At 74.9% G+C, this 16,766-nt stretch carries 15 protein-coding genes and 1 pseudogene; 7 read left to right on the top strand and 9 right to left on the bottom strand.

Annotation, left to right across the window (positions count from 1 at the left end; genetic code table 11):
• Nucleotides 1-61: 61 nt before the first annotated feature.
• On the top strand, nt 62-490 hold the full coding sequence (locus BJP25_RS15300) for a VOC family protein (RefSeq protein WP_075975592.1): 429 nt from the start codon (nt 62-64) through the stop codon (nt 488-490).
• A gap of 13 nt (nt 491-503) precedes the next feature.
• Here BJP25_RS15300 and BJP25_RS15295 read toward each other — a convergent pair whose 3' ends face one another.
• The 4 genes from BJP25_RS15295 to BJP25_RS15280 form a co-directional block, all read right to left on the bottom strand.
• On the bottom strand, nt 504-1,250 hold the full coding sequence (locus BJP25_RS15295) for a hypothetical protein (protein ID WP_075975591.1): 747 nt from the start codon (nt 1,248-1,250) through the stop codon (nt 504-506).
• 67 nt (nt 1,251-1,317) lie between these two features.
• Entirely contained in the window at nt 1,318-2,541 is a 1,224-nt protein-coding gene (locus tag BJP25_RS15290; RefSeq protein ID WP_075975590.1) for a hypothetical protein, read from the bottom strand.
• Complete coding sequence (locus BJP25_RS15285) at nt 2,538-3,614, bottom strand: glycosyltransferase family 4 protein (protein ID WP_075975589.1); 1,077 nt, start codon at nt 3,612-3,614, stop codon at nt 2,538-2,540. Before BJP25_RS15285 ends, BJP25_RS15290 begins: the two co-directional genes overlap by 4 nt.
• Nucleotides 3,615-3,624: 10 nt before the next feature.
• Entirely contained in the window at nt 3,625-4,527 is a 903-nt protein-coding gene (locus tag BJP25_RS15280) for a GDSL-type esterase/lipase family protein (RefSeq protein WP_075975588.1), read from the bottom strand.
• Nucleotides 4,528-5,075: 548 nt separating this feature from the next.
• Here BJP25_RS15280 and BJP25_RS15275 point away from each other — a divergent pair.
• From BJP25_RS15275 to BJP25_RS15250, 6 genes are read left to right on the top strand one after another with little or no spacing between them, the layout of a single operon-like run.
• The gene (locus tag BJP25_RS15275; protein ID WP_198943505.1) at nt 5,076-5,909 is read left to right on the top strand and encodes a glycosyltransferase family 2 protein; all 834 of its coding nucleotides are present in this window, start codon (nt 5,076-5,078) and stop codon (nt 5,907-5,909) included.
• 1 nt (nt 5,910) lies between these two features.
• The gene (locus BJP25_RS15270) at nt 5,911-7,125 is read left to right on the top strand and encodes a glycosyltransferase (protein ID WP_198943504.1); all 1,215 of its coding nucleotides are present in this window, start codon (nt 5,911-5,913) and stop codon (nt 7,123-7,125) included.
• Entirely contained in the window at nt 7,122-9,005 is a 1,884-nt protein-coding gene (locus tag BJP25_RS15265; RefSeq protein ID WP_075975586.1) for a hypothetical protein, read from the top strand. The genes BJP25_RS15270 and BJP25_RS15265 overlap by 4 nt, the downstream gene beginning before the upstream one ends.
• A complete protein-coding gene (locus BJP25_RS15260; protein WP_075975585.1) occupies nt 9,002-9,775 on the top strand; it encodes a hypothetical protein in 774 nt (257 codons plus the stop codon). Before BJP25_RS15265 ends, BJP25_RS15260 begins: the two co-directional genes overlap by 4 nt.
• Nucleotides 9,772-11,061: a lipopolysaccharide biosynthesis protein gene (locus BJP25_RS15255; RefSeq protein ID WP_075975584.1), complete on the top strand. Its 1,290-nt coding sequence runs from the start codon at nt 9,772-9,774 to the stop codon at nt 11,059-11,061. The genes BJP25_RS15260 and BJP25_RS15255 overlap by 4 nt, the downstream gene beginning before the upstream one ends.
• Nucleotides 11,058-12,290 carry a glycosyltransferase gene (locus BJP25_RS15250; RefSeq protein ID WP_075975583.1) on the top strand — a complete coding sequence of 411 codons (1,233 nt, stop codon included), beginning with the start codon at nt 11,058-11,060 and terminating at the stop codon, nt 12,288-12,290. Before BJP25_RS15255 ends, BJP25_RS15250 begins: the two co-directional genes overlap by 4 nt.
• Here the strand turns inward: BJP25_RS15250 and BJP25_RS35575 are convergent.
• The 5 genes and pseudogenes from BJP25_RS35575 to BJP25_RS15225 form a co-directional block, all read right to left on the bottom strand.
• Nucleotides 12,235-13,194 carry a glycerophosphodiester phosphodiesterase family protein gene (locus tag BJP25_RS35575; protein ID WP_075975863.1) on the bottom strand — a complete coding sequence of 320 codons (960 nt, stop codon included), beginning with the start codon at nt 13,192-13,194 and terminating at the stop codon, nt 12,235-12,237. The two genes, BJP25_RS15250 and BJP25_RS35575, sit on opposite strands and share 56 nt — an antisense overlap.
• A 42-nt stretch (nt 13,195-13,236) precedes the next feature.
• Nucleotides 13,237-14,268 (bottom strand): annotated as a pseudogene (locus tag BJP25_RS35570) (glycerophosphodiester phosphodiesterase family protein); the annotation flags it as partial.
• 210 nt (nt 14,269-14,478) lie between these two features.
• Complete coding sequence (locus BJP25_RS15235; RefSeq protein WP_075975582.1) at nt 14,479-14,823, bottom strand: hypothetical protein; 345 nt, start codon at nt 14,821-14,823, stop codon at nt 14,479-14,481.
• A 284-nt stretch (nt 14,824-15,107) separates the two neighbouring features.
• Nucleotides 15,108-15,710 (bottom strand): hypothetical protein, encoded by a 603-nt coding sequence (locus BJP25_RS34190; RefSeq protein ID WP_075975581.1) that lies wholly within the window; start codon nt 15,708-15,710, stop codon nt 15,108-15,110.
• Nucleotides 15,711-15,900: 190 nt separating this feature from the next.
• Complete coding sequence (locus BJP25_RS15225) at nt 15,901-16,764, bottom strand: alpha/beta fold hydrolase (protein ID WP_198943503.1); 864 nt, start codon at nt 16,762-16,764, stop codon at nt 15,901-15,903.
• Between the last annotated feature and the right edge of the window lie 2 nt (nt 16,765-16,766).

The following is a 16,766-nucleotide window of genomic DNA, read 5'->3' as shown; positions in this document are numbered from 1 at the left end:
ACCGTCCGGTATGCGGCGTTGCGCCACCGGCAGCGGCCAGCCTCCCGGCAGGATGCCCCCCATGTCCACGGAGTTCGCCGCGCCGCTGCCCAACCGCACCGTGCTGCCGGGTGAGTACCTGCTCGAACTGGTCCCGCTCCCGGTCGCCGACGTCGACCGCGCGAAGGCCTTCTACACCGACCGGCTCGCCTTCCACGTCGACGTCGACATGAGCCCGGCCGAGGGCGTGCGCATCTGCCAGCTCACCCCGCCCGGCTCGGCCTGCTCGATCCTGCTCTCGGAGGGCCTGCCCCACCTCGACGGCGCCCTCGGCACCGTGCGCGGCCTGCACCTGGTGGTGGCCGACATCGAGCGCGCCAGGGCGGCGCTGGTCGAGCGCGGCACCGAGGTCGGGGAGGTGGAGGACGTGGGCGGGGGAGTGCTGTACGCGTCGTTCGCGGACCCGGACGGCAACACCTGGACGTTGCAGCACATGCCCTGGCGGGTCTGACGGCCCGCCGCGGTCAGGCGAAGGCGGCCCCCACGGCGTCGGCCACCAGGCGCGCCAGCGTGCCGCGGGCCCGGTCGGACGCGCCGAGCACGTGGGTGCGCACGGAGTCCCCGAAGTAGGGGCGCAGGTCGGGGGAGAGCGCGGCCACGTCACCGGGTTCGGCGATGTTCGTCCACACCAGGTCGGCGGGGCCCGGCCACACTCCCACCACGTCCGGCCGGGGGTCCAGCCGGGGGAAGACGTGGTCGCGCGCGCCCAGCGGGGAGTTGACCGTGACGAACGCGCCCACCTTGTGGGCGGCGGCGCACAGCGCCTCGTAGGCGACCACCGACCCGAACCCCGACGCGACGACGGCCCGCGCGCCCGGCAGCGCGTCCGCGACGGCGCCGCGGGCAGCCGCCCGGCGCGCGGGGTCGGACAGGTACCCGGTGGTGCGCCGCAGCGCGGTGAACAGCGCGGTGTCGGACTCGAAGTGGCGGCCCACCAGGTAGGGCAGCGCGCGCTCGACCAACCGCCCCGGGCGGATGAGGGTGTCGCCGTCGGGGAGGGGGATCGAGCGGTCGATCTCCGCGGCCCGCGCCCACCAGGCCGCCAGCAGGTCGAGTTCGCGGGCGGAGGTGATGTCGCCCGCCGAGCACGGCTCGACCGGCACGGCCGCCGCCCAGTCGACGACCTCCACCCCGAGCCCCGGGGCCCGCCGGAGGGAGTCGGGGTCGACCCCCGCGGACGCCGGGTCCTGGACGACGACGACCTCGGGCACGGGCGCCCCCCTTCGCTCCACGGGGGTATCGCCGGTGGCCGGGCGGGCATTTCACGCCGCCCGGTGATCAGCCCATCGCGGCGAGCAGCGCGGCGGGGTCGGTGAGCGCGGCGAGCGCCTTGGCGGCGGTGTCGGTGCTGATGACGGAGGAGTCGTAGCTGGCGCTGAGCTCCAGGTGCTCGCGGGTGCGGATGGCGAACACGGTCAGCCCCTCGGGGCCCATGGACGGGCCGAACCCGAAGAAGCGGCGCGGGCCCGCCCCCTCGACCCAGTCCATGTCCGCCAGCCCGGGCAGGGTGGGCATGGAGTTGAAGGTGAGGGTCACCGCGTCGGGGCGGGGCGCGCGGGTGGGCGGCTGCTGGGGGGTGGCGACGGCGCCGGTGAGCGAGCCCAGGACGAGGGCGGGCAGGGCGCGGGAGGTGTCGCGGGCCTGCTTCATCGCCGCCTCGACCGCCGCGGGGTCGCGCAGCGCGGCGGTGAGGTAGAGGCTCTTGGACAGGTTGCCCCAGCGGTGGGGGGCGTCGGGCAGCAGGCCGCGGATGTCGATGAGCGCCCACAGGCCGTCGTCGCGCACGGGGACGCCGAGGTCGGTGAACGCGCGGTGGGTCATGGTGGTGAGCACGCTGGTGATCGAGGTGCCGCGGGCGTGGGCGTTGCGCCAGCGGGTGATCTCGCGCAGCGCCGCGGCGGGCACGACGGTGCCGGTGAAGTCGGGGCGGCACTGCTGCGGCGGGCCGGAGGTGGTCGTGCGCGGCGGGGCGACCCGGTGGCGGACGAAGTCGGCCCAGTCCTGGCGGTGGGCGCGCAGCCCGGAGCGCAGGGCGCGCAGCACGGTGCGGGTGCCGGTGCGGTGGGCCAGCTCGTCCAACCCGGAGGCCCGGGAGATCGCCATCGTCAACCGGGTGAAGGTGGCGGCGTCGCCGACGGCGTGGCTGATCTCGGTGAGCACCGCCGTCGGGCTCACCACCACGACCACCGGCAGGTCCGGGGCGGTGACCCGGTACCGGCGCACGTGCGCCTCCAGGTCGTCGGGGTCCGGGTCGGGCGCGGTGGTGACCAGGCGCTCGACGTGCGCGGCCCGCTGGTGCGGGGGCACCGGCAGCCACCGGCCGGTGGCCGCGTCCAGGCGGGAGGCGATGGGGGAGTCGGGGTGCAGGTGGGCGAAGCGCAGCAGGGCCGCGCGGATCGCCGCGACGTCGGTGCGCACCGGCGTGGCGAGCAGGACCGAGCGCTGGCCGAGCCAGGGCCGGTCCAGCGGCTGCACGCGCCGGGGGCGCTGGGTGCTGGTCATCGGGTGTCCTCTCCCCGGAGCACGGCGAGGGTGTCCTCGGCGATCCGGCCCCAGTCCGGTGCGTCGACCCCGGTCGGGGGCCCGGCGGTGAGCGCGGCGGCGACGGCCTTGGCGACCGCCGTCGGGTCGACCTCGACCACCCTGGCCGCGGTGCCCAGGTGCGCGATGGTGATCTCCCGGTGCGCCGGGATGTCGCTGAGCACGACGTGCGCGCCCGCGGCGGCGGCCTCCACCGGGGCCATGCCGAACGCCTCGTGCGCCGAGAGCGAGACCAGCACGGCGGCGGTGCGCAGCCAGCGGTGGACGGCGTGGTCGTCGAGGCCGCCGAGCAGCCGCACCCGGTCGGCCACGCCCAGCTCGGCGGCCAGCGCGCGCAGCGGCCCGGCCTGCGACCCGGTGCCGATGACCACGACCTGCACGTCGGCGGGCAGCAGCGGGACCGCGCGCACCAGCTCGTCGACCCGCTTGTACGGCTCCAGCCTCCCCAGGCTCAGCACCGTGCGCGGTTCACCGGGGAACGGCTCGGCGGCGCGCAGCGCGGCGGTGTCCACGCCGTTGGGCAGCACCACCGCCTTCGCCGCCGCCGCGGGGAAGTCCGCGACGAGCGCGGCGCGCTCGGCCTCGGACACGCAGATCACCCGGGCCGCCGCGCGGAAGAGCAGCTTGCCGACGAAGCGGTAGCCCAGGTGCAGCAGCGAGGCTCCGGTGGTGTGCCCGCCGCCGTGGTAGTGCGGGGTGAACACCACCCGCCGCCGGAAGCCCGCCAGCGCCGCGAACCCGCAGGCGGCGTGGTAGCTGTGCACGTGCACCACGTCGGCGTCGCGCCCGGCGCGCAACCCCGCGAGCAGCAGCCGCGGTGACAGGGACATCGCCGTCGTGCGCCACGCCGGGTACACCCGCACCGGCACGCCCCCGACGACCTCGTCCACCGGGGCGGTGAGGCCGCGCCGGGCGGTGAGCACGCGCACGCGCGCACCGCGCGCCGCCAGTTCGCGCACCAGGTTGCCGACGTGCGCCTCGACGCCCCCGCGCTCGGGCGGGAAGCCGGGGGTGACGACGGCGACGGTGGTCATGGCGTGCCGCTCACGCGATGCGGGCCGCGCGGACGACGTGCTCGGCGATCACCCGGTGCCCGTCGAAGGTCGGGTGCACGTCGCCGTAGCGGCAGTAGTAGGTGTACAGGCACGCGGCGGCAACGGCGGTCGGCAGCACGCCGTAGCCCGGCACCGTCGTGGTCTGGGCCAGCGGGACGTAGGCGTCGGTGGCGGAGGTGACGTCGACGAACTCCGCGCCGACGGCGGCGTACTCCGCCTGCAGCGCCGGGTTGAGCAGGTCGCGGAACACCGCGACGGACGCGGCGGCGATCTCCTGGCCGCCCGCGCCGCCGGACACCCAGGCGCCGAGCAGCATGTCCGGGTAGGTCAGGCCGACGATGGGCACGTCCGGGCCCGCCGCCTCCCGCAGCGCGCCGAGCACGGCGGACAGGTTGGTCCGCAGCTGCTGCACGGCGGCCTGGAGGCAGGGCACCGCGTCGGGCCGGGGCGCGGCCTGGATCGGCAGGCAGGGCCGGACGTCGTTGCCGCCCACCACGACCGTCACCAGCCCGATGCGGCCCTTGTGCTGCTTGACGAACTCCACGGCGGCCGCCGCCTGGGACAGTCCGCCGTAGGGGGCGGGGTTCGGGCCGAGCGCGGATTCGGCGCAGCCCGGTTCCGAGCGCAGCTGGGTGGAGGTGACGCCGGTGCAGCCGAAGTTGGCCAGCTGCATCGGCAGCCCGTGCACCACTGTCTTCTCCGCGACCTGGTAGGCGAAGCCGTCGGTGGAGGTACCGCCGGAATCGGTGCCGGTGGGTCGGTAGCCCGCGGCGTAGGAGTCGCCGAGCGAGACGTAGTACCGGGTGCCGGGGTCGGCGGCGGTGGCGGCCACCGCGCAGCCCGAGACCGCGGTCACGGCGGCGATGGCCAGCGCGAACAGGCGACGGGGCACCGGCGGACTTCCTTTCCTACCGCGGGTATGGCGATCACCGGCGGCGGGGGCGCCGGCGCGACGTGCGCCACTCCGCGGTGAGCGACGAAGGTGAAAGACATTGCAGGAAAAGTGCGGCGCACCGTGTCGCCACGGCGTCACCCGGTGTCCTCACCTGCAATTTCTGCGTGCTGTGCAGGAGGGTACTACGAATGCGGTCGGCGTGGTGCCAAGAATGGCGCCAGCCGTCTTTATGTCCAGTGTGGACGGTATTGTCGGACGTCGGGGTGTGGTCGCCGTCTCGTTTCGTTCAGTAGTGTTGCCTGGCCACAGCCACCCGACCAAGGTATGTCACTCCGGTAAAACTTCACCCCCCGGGTGGCGTGATGACACAGAGCGTGGTTATGTATCCCAGGGTGTTCGGGACGGACCTCGTTCGGGTGACCTCGGAGCTGAGGACATCACCACGTGAGTCGGCGCACTTTCCGCTGTGGACCGCGACGCCGCCGAGCTAGTTTCCGAATTGCCGTTCGAGGGGGTCCGAGCGGTCGGCCCTGACGATTGCGGACGTGGGAGAAGTGATGGTGCACCTGTCCATCGTCATGCCGGTGTACAACGAGAGCCGCACGATCAGAGCCGCGATCGAACGGGTCCTGGCCGTCGATTACCCGTGCCCGGTGGAGCTGATCGTGGTCGACGACGGCAGCACCGACGCGACCCTGCCGGTGCTGCGCGAGCTCGTCGGCCGGGGGCTGCGGCTGGTGGTGCACGCGCGCAACCTGGGCAAGGGCGCCGCGGTGCGCTCCGGGGTCGCCGAGGCCCGCGGCAGCCACATGATCATCCTCGACGCGGACCTGGAGTACTCCCCGGACGACATCCCGGCGATGCTGGACCCGGTGCTGCGCGGTCGCGCCGACCACGTCTTCGGCTCCCGGGTCTTCGGGGTCAACACCCGCTACCAGTCGTTCCGGTTCGCCGTGGGCGGCCGCGCGCTGACCCTGGCGGCGAACGTGCTCTACGACTCCTGCCTCACCGACATGCACACCTGCCTCAAGCTGCTGCCGGTGGCCGACTTCCGCGCGCTGACCCTCAGCGAGGACGGGTTCGGCCTCGACACCGAGCTCACCGCCCGGCTCATCCGCGGCGGCGTGCGCCCCTACGAGGTGCCGGTCAGCTACGACGGCCGCTCGGTCGCCGAGGGCAAGAAGATCAACTGGCGGGACGGGCTGCGCTGCCTGTCCATCCTGACCAGGGTGCGCGCCGAGCGCAGGCCGCAGCCGCTGTCCTACGCCACCACCACCCGCACCCCGCACGTCGCGGCCGTCGTGGTGACCCCCGTGGCCGTCGAGGTGGAGCAGGCGCCCCGCTCGCTGGGCGGGGACGAACGGCCGCTGGCGATCTGAGGTGGACGTGGTCGAGGTGGACGGCGCCGCCGCGCGCCGCCGGGTCTGGTTGGTCGGCCCCGGGTTCGAGTTCCTCAGCGGGCTGTCGGTCTACACCTGCAGGCTCGCCAACGCCCTCGTCGAGCGGCACGACGTCACCGCCGTGCTGCTCGGCAAGCTCATCCCCGCCCGCCTCTACCCCGGCGGCGCCCGCACCGGCCAGGACCTCACCAGCCTGTCCTACGACCCCCGGGTGCGCCTCGCCGGTGAGGTCGACTACTACTGGGGCGCGGAACTGGCCAGGGTCGTGCGCCTGCTCAAGCGCGAGAAGCCGGACGTGCTCGTGCTCCAGTGGTGGACCGCGGCGACCCTGCACACCTACCTGGTGCTCGCCCGCGCCGCGCGCGCGGCCGGGGTGCCGGTGGTGCTGGAGTTCCACGAGACCCAGGACACCGGCGAGGCGGGGGTGCCGCTGGTCGCCGCCTACTGCCGCCGGGTGATGCCCGCGCTGCTGGCCAAGGCCTCCGGCGCGCTCGTGCACAACCAGCACGACCTCGACCTGCTGCGCGCCACCTACGGCAGCGCGGTCGACCACCTCGCCGTGGAGACCGCGCCGCACGGCCCCTACGACCACCTGCCCGCGGCGCCCGCCACCACCAGCGACACCACGCGCCTGCTGTTCTTCGGGCTCATCCGCCCCTACAAGGGCGTGGAGGACCTGGTGCGGGCGTTCAACGCGCTCACCCCCGAGCAGGCCGCGCGCTTCCACCTCACCGTCGTGGGCGAGACCTGGGAGGGCTGGACGGCACCGGCCGAGCTGATCGCGGCCAGCCCGCACGCCGACCGGATCCACTTCGTCAACCGGTACGTCAGCGACGAGGAGGCGGGCCGGTTCTTCGCCGCCGCCGACGCGCTCGTGCTGCCCTACCGGCGCGGCAGCGCCTCCGGCCCGCTCCAGATCGCGATGAGCCGCGGCATCCACGTGCTGCTCTACGCCGTCGGCGGGCTCGTCGAGGCGGTCAGCGACTACGCCGGTGCCCGGCTGCTGCCCCCCGACGACGTCGACGCCCTGCGCGCAGCGCTGCTGGAACTGCCCGAGCACCGGGCGCGGAGGTTCGAGGACCCGCACTCGTGGGCGGCCACGACCGGCGCCGTCGAGCGGATCACCGCCGCGCTGTCCACCGCCGCGCAGTACACCTCCGCGCAGTCCACCTCGGTCCGCGGGGTGGTGGCATGACCGCGCTGGCCCCCGCACCCCAGTCCCCGACCACCCCCGAGGCGCCCCGGCAGCGCCGGTGGTTCACCGCGCTGACGTCCTGGCCCGCGGTGGTCGGCGCCGCCGCGGTCGGCATCCTCGTGGTCGGCCTGTCCTACCAGCTCGCCACCGAGGGTGGGAACCCCAACGTCCGCTACGGGGTCTTCTGGCTCGGGATGCTGCTGGCGATGCTCCCGGTCACCGCCCGCGTGGCCACCGGCGACCGGGTGTCCGGCTACTGGGGCGTCGCGCTCATCGGCGTGCTCACCTACGTGCCGAAGTTCCTGCGCAACCCGTTCGCCCCCGCCTACCACGACGAGTACGCCCACTACCGGGAAGCGGTGGACGTGCTGGCGTCCGGGCAGCTGTTCCGGCCCAACTCGCTCATCCCGATCGTCACCTACTACCCCGGCACCTCGGGGATCACCGCCTGGGTCAGCGCGCTCACCGGGCTGCCGGTGTGGGCGTCGGGGCAGCTGGTGCTGTTCACCGCCCACATGATCGCCCTGTTCGGCATCGTGGTGCTCGCGCGGGTGCACCTGCGCTCGGCCGCCGCAGGCGCCCTGGCCGCGGTCGTCTACGCGCTCAACCCGTCGGAGATGTACTTCGACACCCAGTACTCCTACGAGGGCATCGCGATCGCGCTGTTCCTGTGGGTGCTCGTGTTCGCCAGCCTGGGCGCGCGCGCCACCGGGCGCAGGCGCGCGGTGATGACGGGGTTGGCGCTGCTGTGCTCGGCCGCGTGCGTCGTCACCCACCACCTCACCACGCTGTTCCTCGTGCTGCTGCTGCTCGTGGTCGTCGCCGTGGTGGCGTTCCGGCGCTGGCGCAGCCGCACGGCCGAGGGCGCCGGGGTGTGGTGGGTGGTCTTCGGCGGCACCGTCGCGCTCTTCGGCGCGTGGGTGGCCACCGTGGCCGTGCCGACGGTGGCCTACCTGTCCCCGTACTTCGGCGGCTCGCTCGCCCAGCTGTCCACCGTGGGCAGCGAGGAGAGCAGGAGCCGGGTGGTGCTGGCCGAGTCGCCGCAGCCGTTCTGGGAGCGCGGGCTCACCGCCGCCGCCCCCGTCCTGGTCGCGCTGGTGTGCCTGGCCGCGTTCCTGGTGCTGCGCAAGCGGTTGTCCCAGTGGCGGGCGGACACGCTGACGCTGATGGCGTTCGGGTTCGTCTACTTCCCCTCGGTGCTGTTCCTGCTCGCCCCCTCCGGCGCCGAGGGCGCCCGCCGCTCGTGGGCGTTCAGCTACCTGGGCATCGCGCTGCTCGCCGCGTTCGTCGTGCTGCGCTGGCGCGCCGCGCCCCGGGTGCGCTGGTTCGCCCGCGGGTGGGCGCTGACCCTGGCGTTCACGGTGGTGCTGGTGGGCAACGTCGGCGCGGGCCTCAACGACCCGTACCGCTTCCCCGGCCCGTTCCGCTGGGGCACCGACACCAACTCCGCCAGCGCCGAGGCCCGCACCGTGGCGCGGGCGCTGTCCGAGCGGGCGGGCGCGGTGCGCGTCGTCGCCGACCGGTACACCGCCCTGCAGCTCGTCGCCTACGGCGGTCTCACCGTCGCCGCGCCCTCGGAGGGCTTCCCCGCCTGGGAACTGGTGCAGACGGCCACCGGGCCGAGCCCGCGGCTGGCCGCCGACCTGCGCGCCTCCGGCTTCGACTACCTCGTCGTCGACACCCGCATGGCCGAGCAGCCCTCGTTCATCGGGGACAACTTCGGCCCCACCGACCCGCTCATCGGCCAGGCCACCCCGAAGGCCAACCTCGACCGGCTCGACGCCGTGCCGTGGGCCACCCGGGTCATCACCACCGAGCACCTGCGGGTCTACCACCTGGACTTCTTCCTGCTGGAGGCGAGCATGGCGGGCACACCGTGAACCGCACCCTGGCGCTGGCGGGGCTCGTGGTCGCCGCGGGCGCGCTGTCGCTGCTGCCGCTGCCCGCGGCGCTGCGCACGGCCGTGCTGTTCCCCGTGCTCGTCCTCGTCGCGGGCTCGGCGGCGACCCGCCTCGTGCTCGGCAGGCGCGATCCCGGGCACGGCGAGCGGGACGAGGACGCCGACGTCCGCTTCACCCTGCCCGCGCTGACCGCCCTGCTGGTGCCGCTGGCCGTCGTGCTGCTGCTGACCGTGTTCGAGGTCCCCATCGGCACCCCCGGGATCGCCATCGGCACCGCCGTGCTGGCGCTCGCCCTCGTCTTCGCCGCCCACGTCGTCGCGGGCCCGCCCGCCCTCCCCACCCGGCTGCGCCGCGCGGTGGGCCCGGTGCTGGCCGTCGTCGTCCTCGGCGGCGCGGTCGCCGGGGCCGCGGCGATGCGCCCGGAGCAGACCGAGGTGTACCAGCAGTTGCAGGCCACGGGCTCCCTGCCGGTCGCGCGCGCGGGCGCTCCGGTGTCGGTGCCGTGGACGCTGGTCGGCTACGGCGCCGCCCTGCCCGACACCGCGCCCACCGTCGCGGTCACCGTGGCGGGCACCGAGGTGCCGTCCACCTCCGCGGGCGGCGCGCGCCAGCCGAGCACGGCGCCGGGCGGTGTCGACGAGCGCAGCGGGACCGCCACCTTCGCCGCCCCGAGCGTGACCGGCCTCTACGACGTGCGCCTGACCGTCGACGGCCAGGAGCTCGTGCTGCGCCTCCAGGTGACCGCGTGAGCACCGCGGCACCGGCCGCCCCGGCGGGGCTGCGCGCCCGGCTCGCCACGGACCCGATGCTGCGCAACTCGCTGTCGATCATGGCGACCAGCGTCGTCACCTCCCTGCTCGGCTACGTCTTCTGGCTCGTGGTCGCCCGCACCGCGGGCCCCGGGGTCAGCGGCGCGGGCGCCGCGGCCACCAGCGCCCTGCAGGCGGCCGCGGTGTTCGCCGCCGTCGGCGCCGCCGCCGCGATGGTGGAGTGGTTGCCGCGCAGCACCTCCAGCACCCAGTGGCGCTCGCGGCTGACCGTCGGAGTGGTCGTCGCGGCCGTGGGCGGGCTGCTCGGCGGGATCGTCGTCGTGGTGCTGCTCGGCCACGTGCTCGGCACGCTGCCCGCCTTGACCCCCCCCGCGGGCGCGGTGCTGTTCTGCCTGGGCACGGTGTTCTTCGCCGTGGGCACCGTCTACGACTACGCCGCCGTCGCGGAGAAGAGCGGCGCGGTCATGCTCGGCCGCAACACCCTGTTCACCGGCCTGCGCATCCCGCTGGTCGTGCTGCCCTGGCTGCTGCCGGGCACCGGAGACCAGGTGCTCACCTCCTGGGCGGTCGGGGCCGGGCTCTCGCTGCTGCTGCCGCTGGCCGGGTTCCGCCGCAGCGAGCACGGCCGCTCGGTGCGCCCGGTGTTCGCCGGGTTCGGCCACTCGCTGCGGGAGCTGCGCACGTCCCTGCTGGGCCAGCACTTCGTCACCATCGCCGCCATGCTGGCCACCTACCTGCTGCCGATCCTGGTGGTCGCCAGGGTCTCGGCGGAGGCCAACGCCTACTTCTACGCCACGTGGATGCTCGGCGCGGTGTTCTTCATGGTCAGCCCCGCGGTGTCGACCTCGCTGTTCGCCCAGGCCGCCGAGGACCCGGCCGCGGCGGCGGGCGCCGCCGTGCGCAGCTTCCGCATCATCGGCGCGCTGCTGGCCCTGCCCATCCTGGTCTACCTGCTCGGCGGCGGGCTGCTGCTGTCGCTGTTCGGCCCCGAGTACCCCGCCCAGGGGCGGTTCCTGCTCGTCCTGCTCACCCTCTCGGCCATCCCCGACGCCGTCACCAACATCGCCGTGGCCGTCCTGCGCGCCACCGCCCGCGTGCGCGCCGCGCTCTGGCTGAACACCGCGATGCTCGTCGCCGCCGTCGCCGCCTCCTGGGCGCTGCTGCCCGTGCTGGGCATCGAGGCCGTCGGCTGGGCCTGGCTCGGCGCCCAGACCGCGGGGGCGCTGTGGGTGGCGGCCTCCTGGCGGCGGATCTCGCGGCCATGAGGGTCCTGCACGTCACCGACAACTACGCCCCGGCCACCGGCGGGCTCGAACGGGTGGTGCGCCAGCTCTCCCACGAGCTCACCGCCCGCGGCCACGAGGCGCACGTGGCCACCCTCGCCCGCCCCGACGCCCCGGCGCGGGAGCGCGACGGCGCCGTCGAGGTGCACCGGCTCTCCGGGCTGACCCGCCACCTGCGCCGCTTCGCCGCCGACCCCAACCACCTGTTCCACCCCACCGCCCCGGACCCGGTGCTCGTGCGGCGGCTGCGGGAGCTGGTCGAGCGGGTGCGCCCCGACGTCGTGCACGCGCACAGCTGGATGCTGCACTCCTGCCTGTCGCTGGACTTCCCTGGCGCGCTCGTGGTGTCCCTGCACGACTACGGGCTGGTGTGCGCCAAGAAGACCCTCGTGCACCGCGACGAGCTCGACGCCACCTGCTCGGGCCCGGCCCTGCGCAAGTGCCTGGGCTGCGCGGCGGGAGCCTACGGCGCGGTCAAGGGCGTGCCGCTCGCGCTGGGCCTGGCCGCCGCCCGCTTCGACCGGGTGGACCTGTTCCTGCCCATCAACGAGGCCATGGCCGCCGCCTCCCTGCGCGGGGTCGCCCGCGACCGGGTGCGCGTCGTGCCGTCGTTCGTGGCCGACGAGGTGGCCACCCCCGGCCCGCTGCCGGACTTCGCGCCCCCCGGCGACTTCATCCTCTTCGTCGGCGCCGTGGGCGAGCACAAGGGCATCGGCGTGCTGGCCGAGGCGCACCGGCGGATGTCGCACCGGGTGCCCGTCGTCGCCATCCGCCCGCCCGGCGACACCGCCGACCTGCCGTGGCCGGTGCACTCGGGTGTGCCGCACCCGCAGATCATGGCCGCCATGGCCGCCGCCGCGGTCGTCGTGGTGCCCTCGCGCTGGCCGGAACCGCAGGGCCTGGTCGCGGTGGAGGCGTTGGCCGCGGGCACCCCCGTCGTGGCCTCCCGCATCGGCGGCCTGCAGGAGCTGGTCGAGGACGGCGTCACCGGCCTGCTGGTGCCCCCGGGCGACCCGGACGCCTTGGCCGCCGCCCTGGACGACCTCCTCGACGACCCCGCCCGCCGCGCCAGGATGGGCGAGGCGGGCAGGGTGAGCGCGCGCGGCTACTTCGCGAGCGCGGTGGTGCCGTCGGTGCTGGCGGCCTACGAGTCGGTCACCGCAGGCCGCTCCGCCGCGCGACCGCGATCAGCAGGTCGGGGTCGTCGCTGATCAGACCGGTGACGCCGAGGTCGATGACGCGCTGCATCGTGGCCTCGTCGTCGACGGTGTAGGGCACGACCTTCAACCCGTAGCGCTGCTCCAGCACCGGCACGCCGGGACCGGAGTAGTAGGCGGGGTCGGTGCGCCGGTACCAGTCGGCGTCAGGCACCTTGACCTGGTTCGGGTCGTGCACCTGCCAGTTCGCGGAGACGGTGGACGCGCCCGCGGCCCGCACGAGCTTGCCGAGGTCGCGGTACTTCCACCAGTCCAGCCCACCGGTCCAGGGGCTCTTGACCGAGGGATCGCCGTACACGGCCTGCAACGAGCACTCGTCGGCGACGGTCGCGCACTCCTGCGGCCCGTACTGCCACACCAGGGCGACGGTCTCGATGCGCGGGTCGATGGCCTTGGCCAACCGGATCGTGCGCCAGTCGAAGGACTGGACGGTGGCCCGCCCGGCGAACCCCGCCCGCTCGATCGCCGCCACGAGCTGCGCGGTCATCTGCCGGTAGGGCGCGGTGTCGTCGGCGGTGGGGCTGATCTTGGTCTCGATGTTCAACCGGACGTCGTCGCGGCCGCTGCGCCGCACCAGGTCGAACACCTCCGCCAGCGTCGGGATCCGCTCACCGGGCACCGCGACCTGCTCCGGCAGCTCCGGCGGCGTCCTGCTGCCGCAGTCCACGGTCTTGAGCTGGGCCAGGGTCAGCTGCCGGATCTGCTTGCCCACGTAGGGGAACAGCGGGTCGCCGGGCCGCACCGGGGCGGTGTCGACGCAGTGCGCGCCGTTGACCGCGCGGTCGTGCGAGACGACGATCCGGTCGTCCCCGGTGATGCCGATGTCCATCTCCAGCGTGGACACCTCGGGCAGCCCCAGCGAGTACCGGAACGCGGCCAGGGTGTTCTCCGGGCGCACCGCCCGCCCGCCGCGGTGGGCCTGGACGTCGAACGGCGAGGCGTAGGCGCGGGGGAGGGTGAACCGGTTGCGCACCAGCACCGCCCGCAGCCGGTCCGGGTAGTCGGTGATCAGCCCGTCGACCCCGTCGTCGACGAGCTTCTGCATCGTCGGCTCGTCGTCGACGGTCCAGGGGATGACCCGGATCCCGGCGGCGTGCGCCCGGCGCACCAGGTCGGCGGTCACGTACGGCCGGTAGTCCGGGTCGGTCACCGTCCCGGCCTGCGGGAACCCGTGCACGGGGGAGAAGGCCGACGCGCCGAAGGAGGCGATCGCCGCGATCGGGTCGCCGCCGAAGTCGTCGATGTCGACCCCGCCCAGCCACGGCGACCGGCCGGGCTGCCCGGTCTGCAGGAAGTCGTGGTTGGTGAGCGCCACCAGCGGCAGGCGGGGCGCCACCCGCTTCATGAGCATGAGCGCGCCCCAGTCGAACGACTGGACGCTGACCCGCTTCTCCACGCCCGCCTTCGCGATCTCCGCGGCGGTGACCCGCACGAACTGCTCGCGCGGCGCGGTCTCCTGCGGGGCGCCCGCCTCGACCTTCGTCTCGACGTTGAACCGCACCGCGTCGGCCCCGTACCGCTCGACGAGCGCGAACACCTCGCTCAGCAGCGGCATCGTCGAGCCCGGCGAGAGCACCTGCCGCGGGTGGGCGGCCAACCGCTTCGATCCGCAGTCCAGGGTCTTCACCTGCGCCAGGGTGAGGTCCTTGACGTACTGGCCCACGTACCGCGCGCCCGGGGCGGTGTCGACGCACTTGGCGCCGTCCACCTTGCGGTCGTGGGTGACCACCGCCTGCCCGTCCCTGGTGATCTGCACGTCCAGTTCGAGCGTGCTCACCCCCAGGCGCAGCGCGTTGCCGAACGCGCTCAACGTGCTCTCGCTGCGCAACCCGAGTCCACCCCGGTGCGCCTGCAGGTCGAACGCCCCCCGGCCGCGCCCGTGCTGCCCACCCGCGGCGGCGGGCACCACCAGCGCCGCGGCGGCCACCGCGGCGACGCCCAGCACCACCCCACTGCGAACCCAACGTCTCATGCGCGGCATGCTGCCAACGCCGCGCCCGCCCTGACCACCGCGCGAGCCGAGCATTCACCCAGCCTTCCCCCGCGCGTCTCCCACCCGGGTGCGCCCGAACGGCCCGGGGAACCGCGCTGCCCCGGAACTGTGCTGCCCCGAAACGACGGTGCCCGGGCGGGGCCGCTGGGGGCGGCCACCGCCCGGGCACCCCCGGGGGCGGTCAGGGCGTCACGACGTCCGGACGCACTTGAGCGCCACGACCTGCGTCCCCTGCGCGTCCTCGGTCGCCACGGCGCTGACGCCGGTGAGCGGGACCGGGGCCTCGCAGGCCGCCGTCCCCGGCCTGCCGTCGAAGACCAGCGCCGTGACGGTGAACGAGCCGGTGACGACCCCGCTGGTGGGGGCACCGCCGCGGGGCTGGCAGTACTGGGCGGTGAACAGGCTCGACGACACCTGGGCGACCAGGCAGTCGTAGCCGCGCTCGGCCGCGGCCGAGGCGGGGGCGGCGAGCCCGATCGGGAGCAGGGCGGCGAGGGCGAGGGGGGCGAGGAAGCGGGAGCGTGAGCTGGGCATCGGCTGGCCTTTCGCGAGAGCGCTTCTGGTGTGCGGGCGGGCGGTGCGGTCCGGCGCCGCCAGTAGCGCACCACGCGTGAGCCACCGGTGCCAGCGCCCGGCGTGGTTTTCGCCGCACCGGGTGAATGACGTCCGCTGTGGACGGTCCACTGCGGCCGGTGCTTCGCTCCTCGTGGCCGAACTCCCCCGAAGAGTCGCCTGATCCGGTGACATCCTCGGGGGGTCGTCCGTCGTTGTACGGCAGCACCCGGCGCGCGTGCCGGATGCCGTTCAGCGCGGTGCCGTCAGCCCGCGGGGAGGGCCTCGCCGAACCACCCGGCGGCCGCCGCCGCGACCTCGTCCGCGCCGCGCCCGTCGCCGCCCAGCTCGCGCACCTCGACCCGCCCGGCGATGCCCCCGGCGACCCGCCGGTTCAGCTCCGCCACCTCCGGGCGGTCGTCGCCGACGAGCAGCAGCACCGGCACCGCCACCAGCTCCAGCGGCTCGCGCGCCAGCTCGGTGTGCCCGGCCACGCACACGACCGCCGCCACCGCCGCCGGGCGCTGGGCCGCCGCGGTGAGCGCCGCGGCCGCCCCGATGCCCTCGGCGAGCACGCCGACGGGTCGCCCGCCCGCCTCGTCCGCGATCCAGTCGAGCGTGGCCAGCAGCCCGTCGACGACGTGGGTGACCTCGAACCGGGCGGCGTGGTCGGCGTGCGGGTGCAGGTCGGCGACGACGGTGCCGAGCCCGCGCTCGTGCAGCGCGCCGGTGATGGTGGCGACCTCGGTGCCCCGGTGCCGCCAACCGCCGTCCTGCACGAGCACGACCACGCCGTGCGCGTCATCGGGGAGGTGCACGTCGGAGCTGAGGTCGGTGCCGGGGATCGGCACGGTGCGGGTGGTGGTCATGACGTGGCCTTACCCGCCATCGGACCAGGTGAAGCGCCGGGTCGCCCAGTGGTGCCGAGGTGGGCGGACAAGGCTCTGGTTCCCGAATTTCCTATGCCTTATATGGATAGTGCGTGAGCGCTGTTCGGGGCGGTGCCGGGCGCGGCGACGGCTCGGCCAGGGAGGGCCTGGACGGCGGCGGAGAGCACGGTCAGGCGATCCAGTCCAGGACGCGCCGGTTGACCTCGGCGGGCGACTCCAGGTGCAGGAAGTGGCCGACGCCTGCCAGCACGTCGGCCCGCGAGCCCGGGGAGAGCAGCGCCTGCGCGGCCAGCGGTTCCGGCGGCAGGATGCACCCGTCGTCCGCGCCGTGCAGGTAGAGGGTGGGGGTGTCGGGGGCGCGGCCCGCGTGGGCCTGCTCCCGGGCGTAGCGGGGCTGGTGGGTGGAGGTGTCGAACTGCGCCCGGTAGTAGCCCAGGGCCGCGGTGAGGTGCGCGGGGTCCGCCAGCGCCCGCTTCACCAGCGCCAGGTCCTCCGCCGCGTCGTACCCGGGCGACCAGTCCGCCCAGAGGTCGTCGAGGAACGCGTACCCCTCGGCCGCCACCACCCGCTCGGCCACCGGCAGGGTGAACAGGTACATGTAGAACGACCGCTTGTGCTGCTCGTAGCTGCGCGGGCGGCGGGGGCCCGGCGGCGGCACGGCCATCGTCACCAGGCGCCGCCAGCGCTCCGGCGCAGCGGACGCGGCCGCGTAGGCCGCCGCGGCACCCCAGTCGTGGCCGACCAGGACGGCGTTGGATCCCGCGCCCAATGCCTGGTGCAGGCCGTTGGCGTCGGCGGCGAGCGCGCCGACCTCGTAGGCGCCGTCCGGGGCCGGGGTCGTGGGGGCGTACCCGCGCAGGAAGGGCGCGACGGCGTGGAACCCCTGCTCGGCCAGCGCCGGGAGCAGGTGCCGCCAGGTGTGCGCGGTGTCCGGGAAGCCGTGCAGGCACAGGGCCAGCGGGCCGGGCCCACCGGCCTCCAGGAGGGTGAAGTCCACGCCGTTGACCGTCACCGTGCGCGTCGCGATCGCCACGA

This window comes from Actinokineospora bangkokensis (genome assembly GCF_001940455.1).
Lineage (GTDB): Bacteria > Actinomycetota > Actinomycetes > Mycobacteriales > Pseudonocardiaceae > Actinokineospora > Actinokineospora bangkokensis.
Note: the sequence above shows the minus strand (reverse complement) of the source record. Positions and strands in the feature narration are given on the sequence as shown.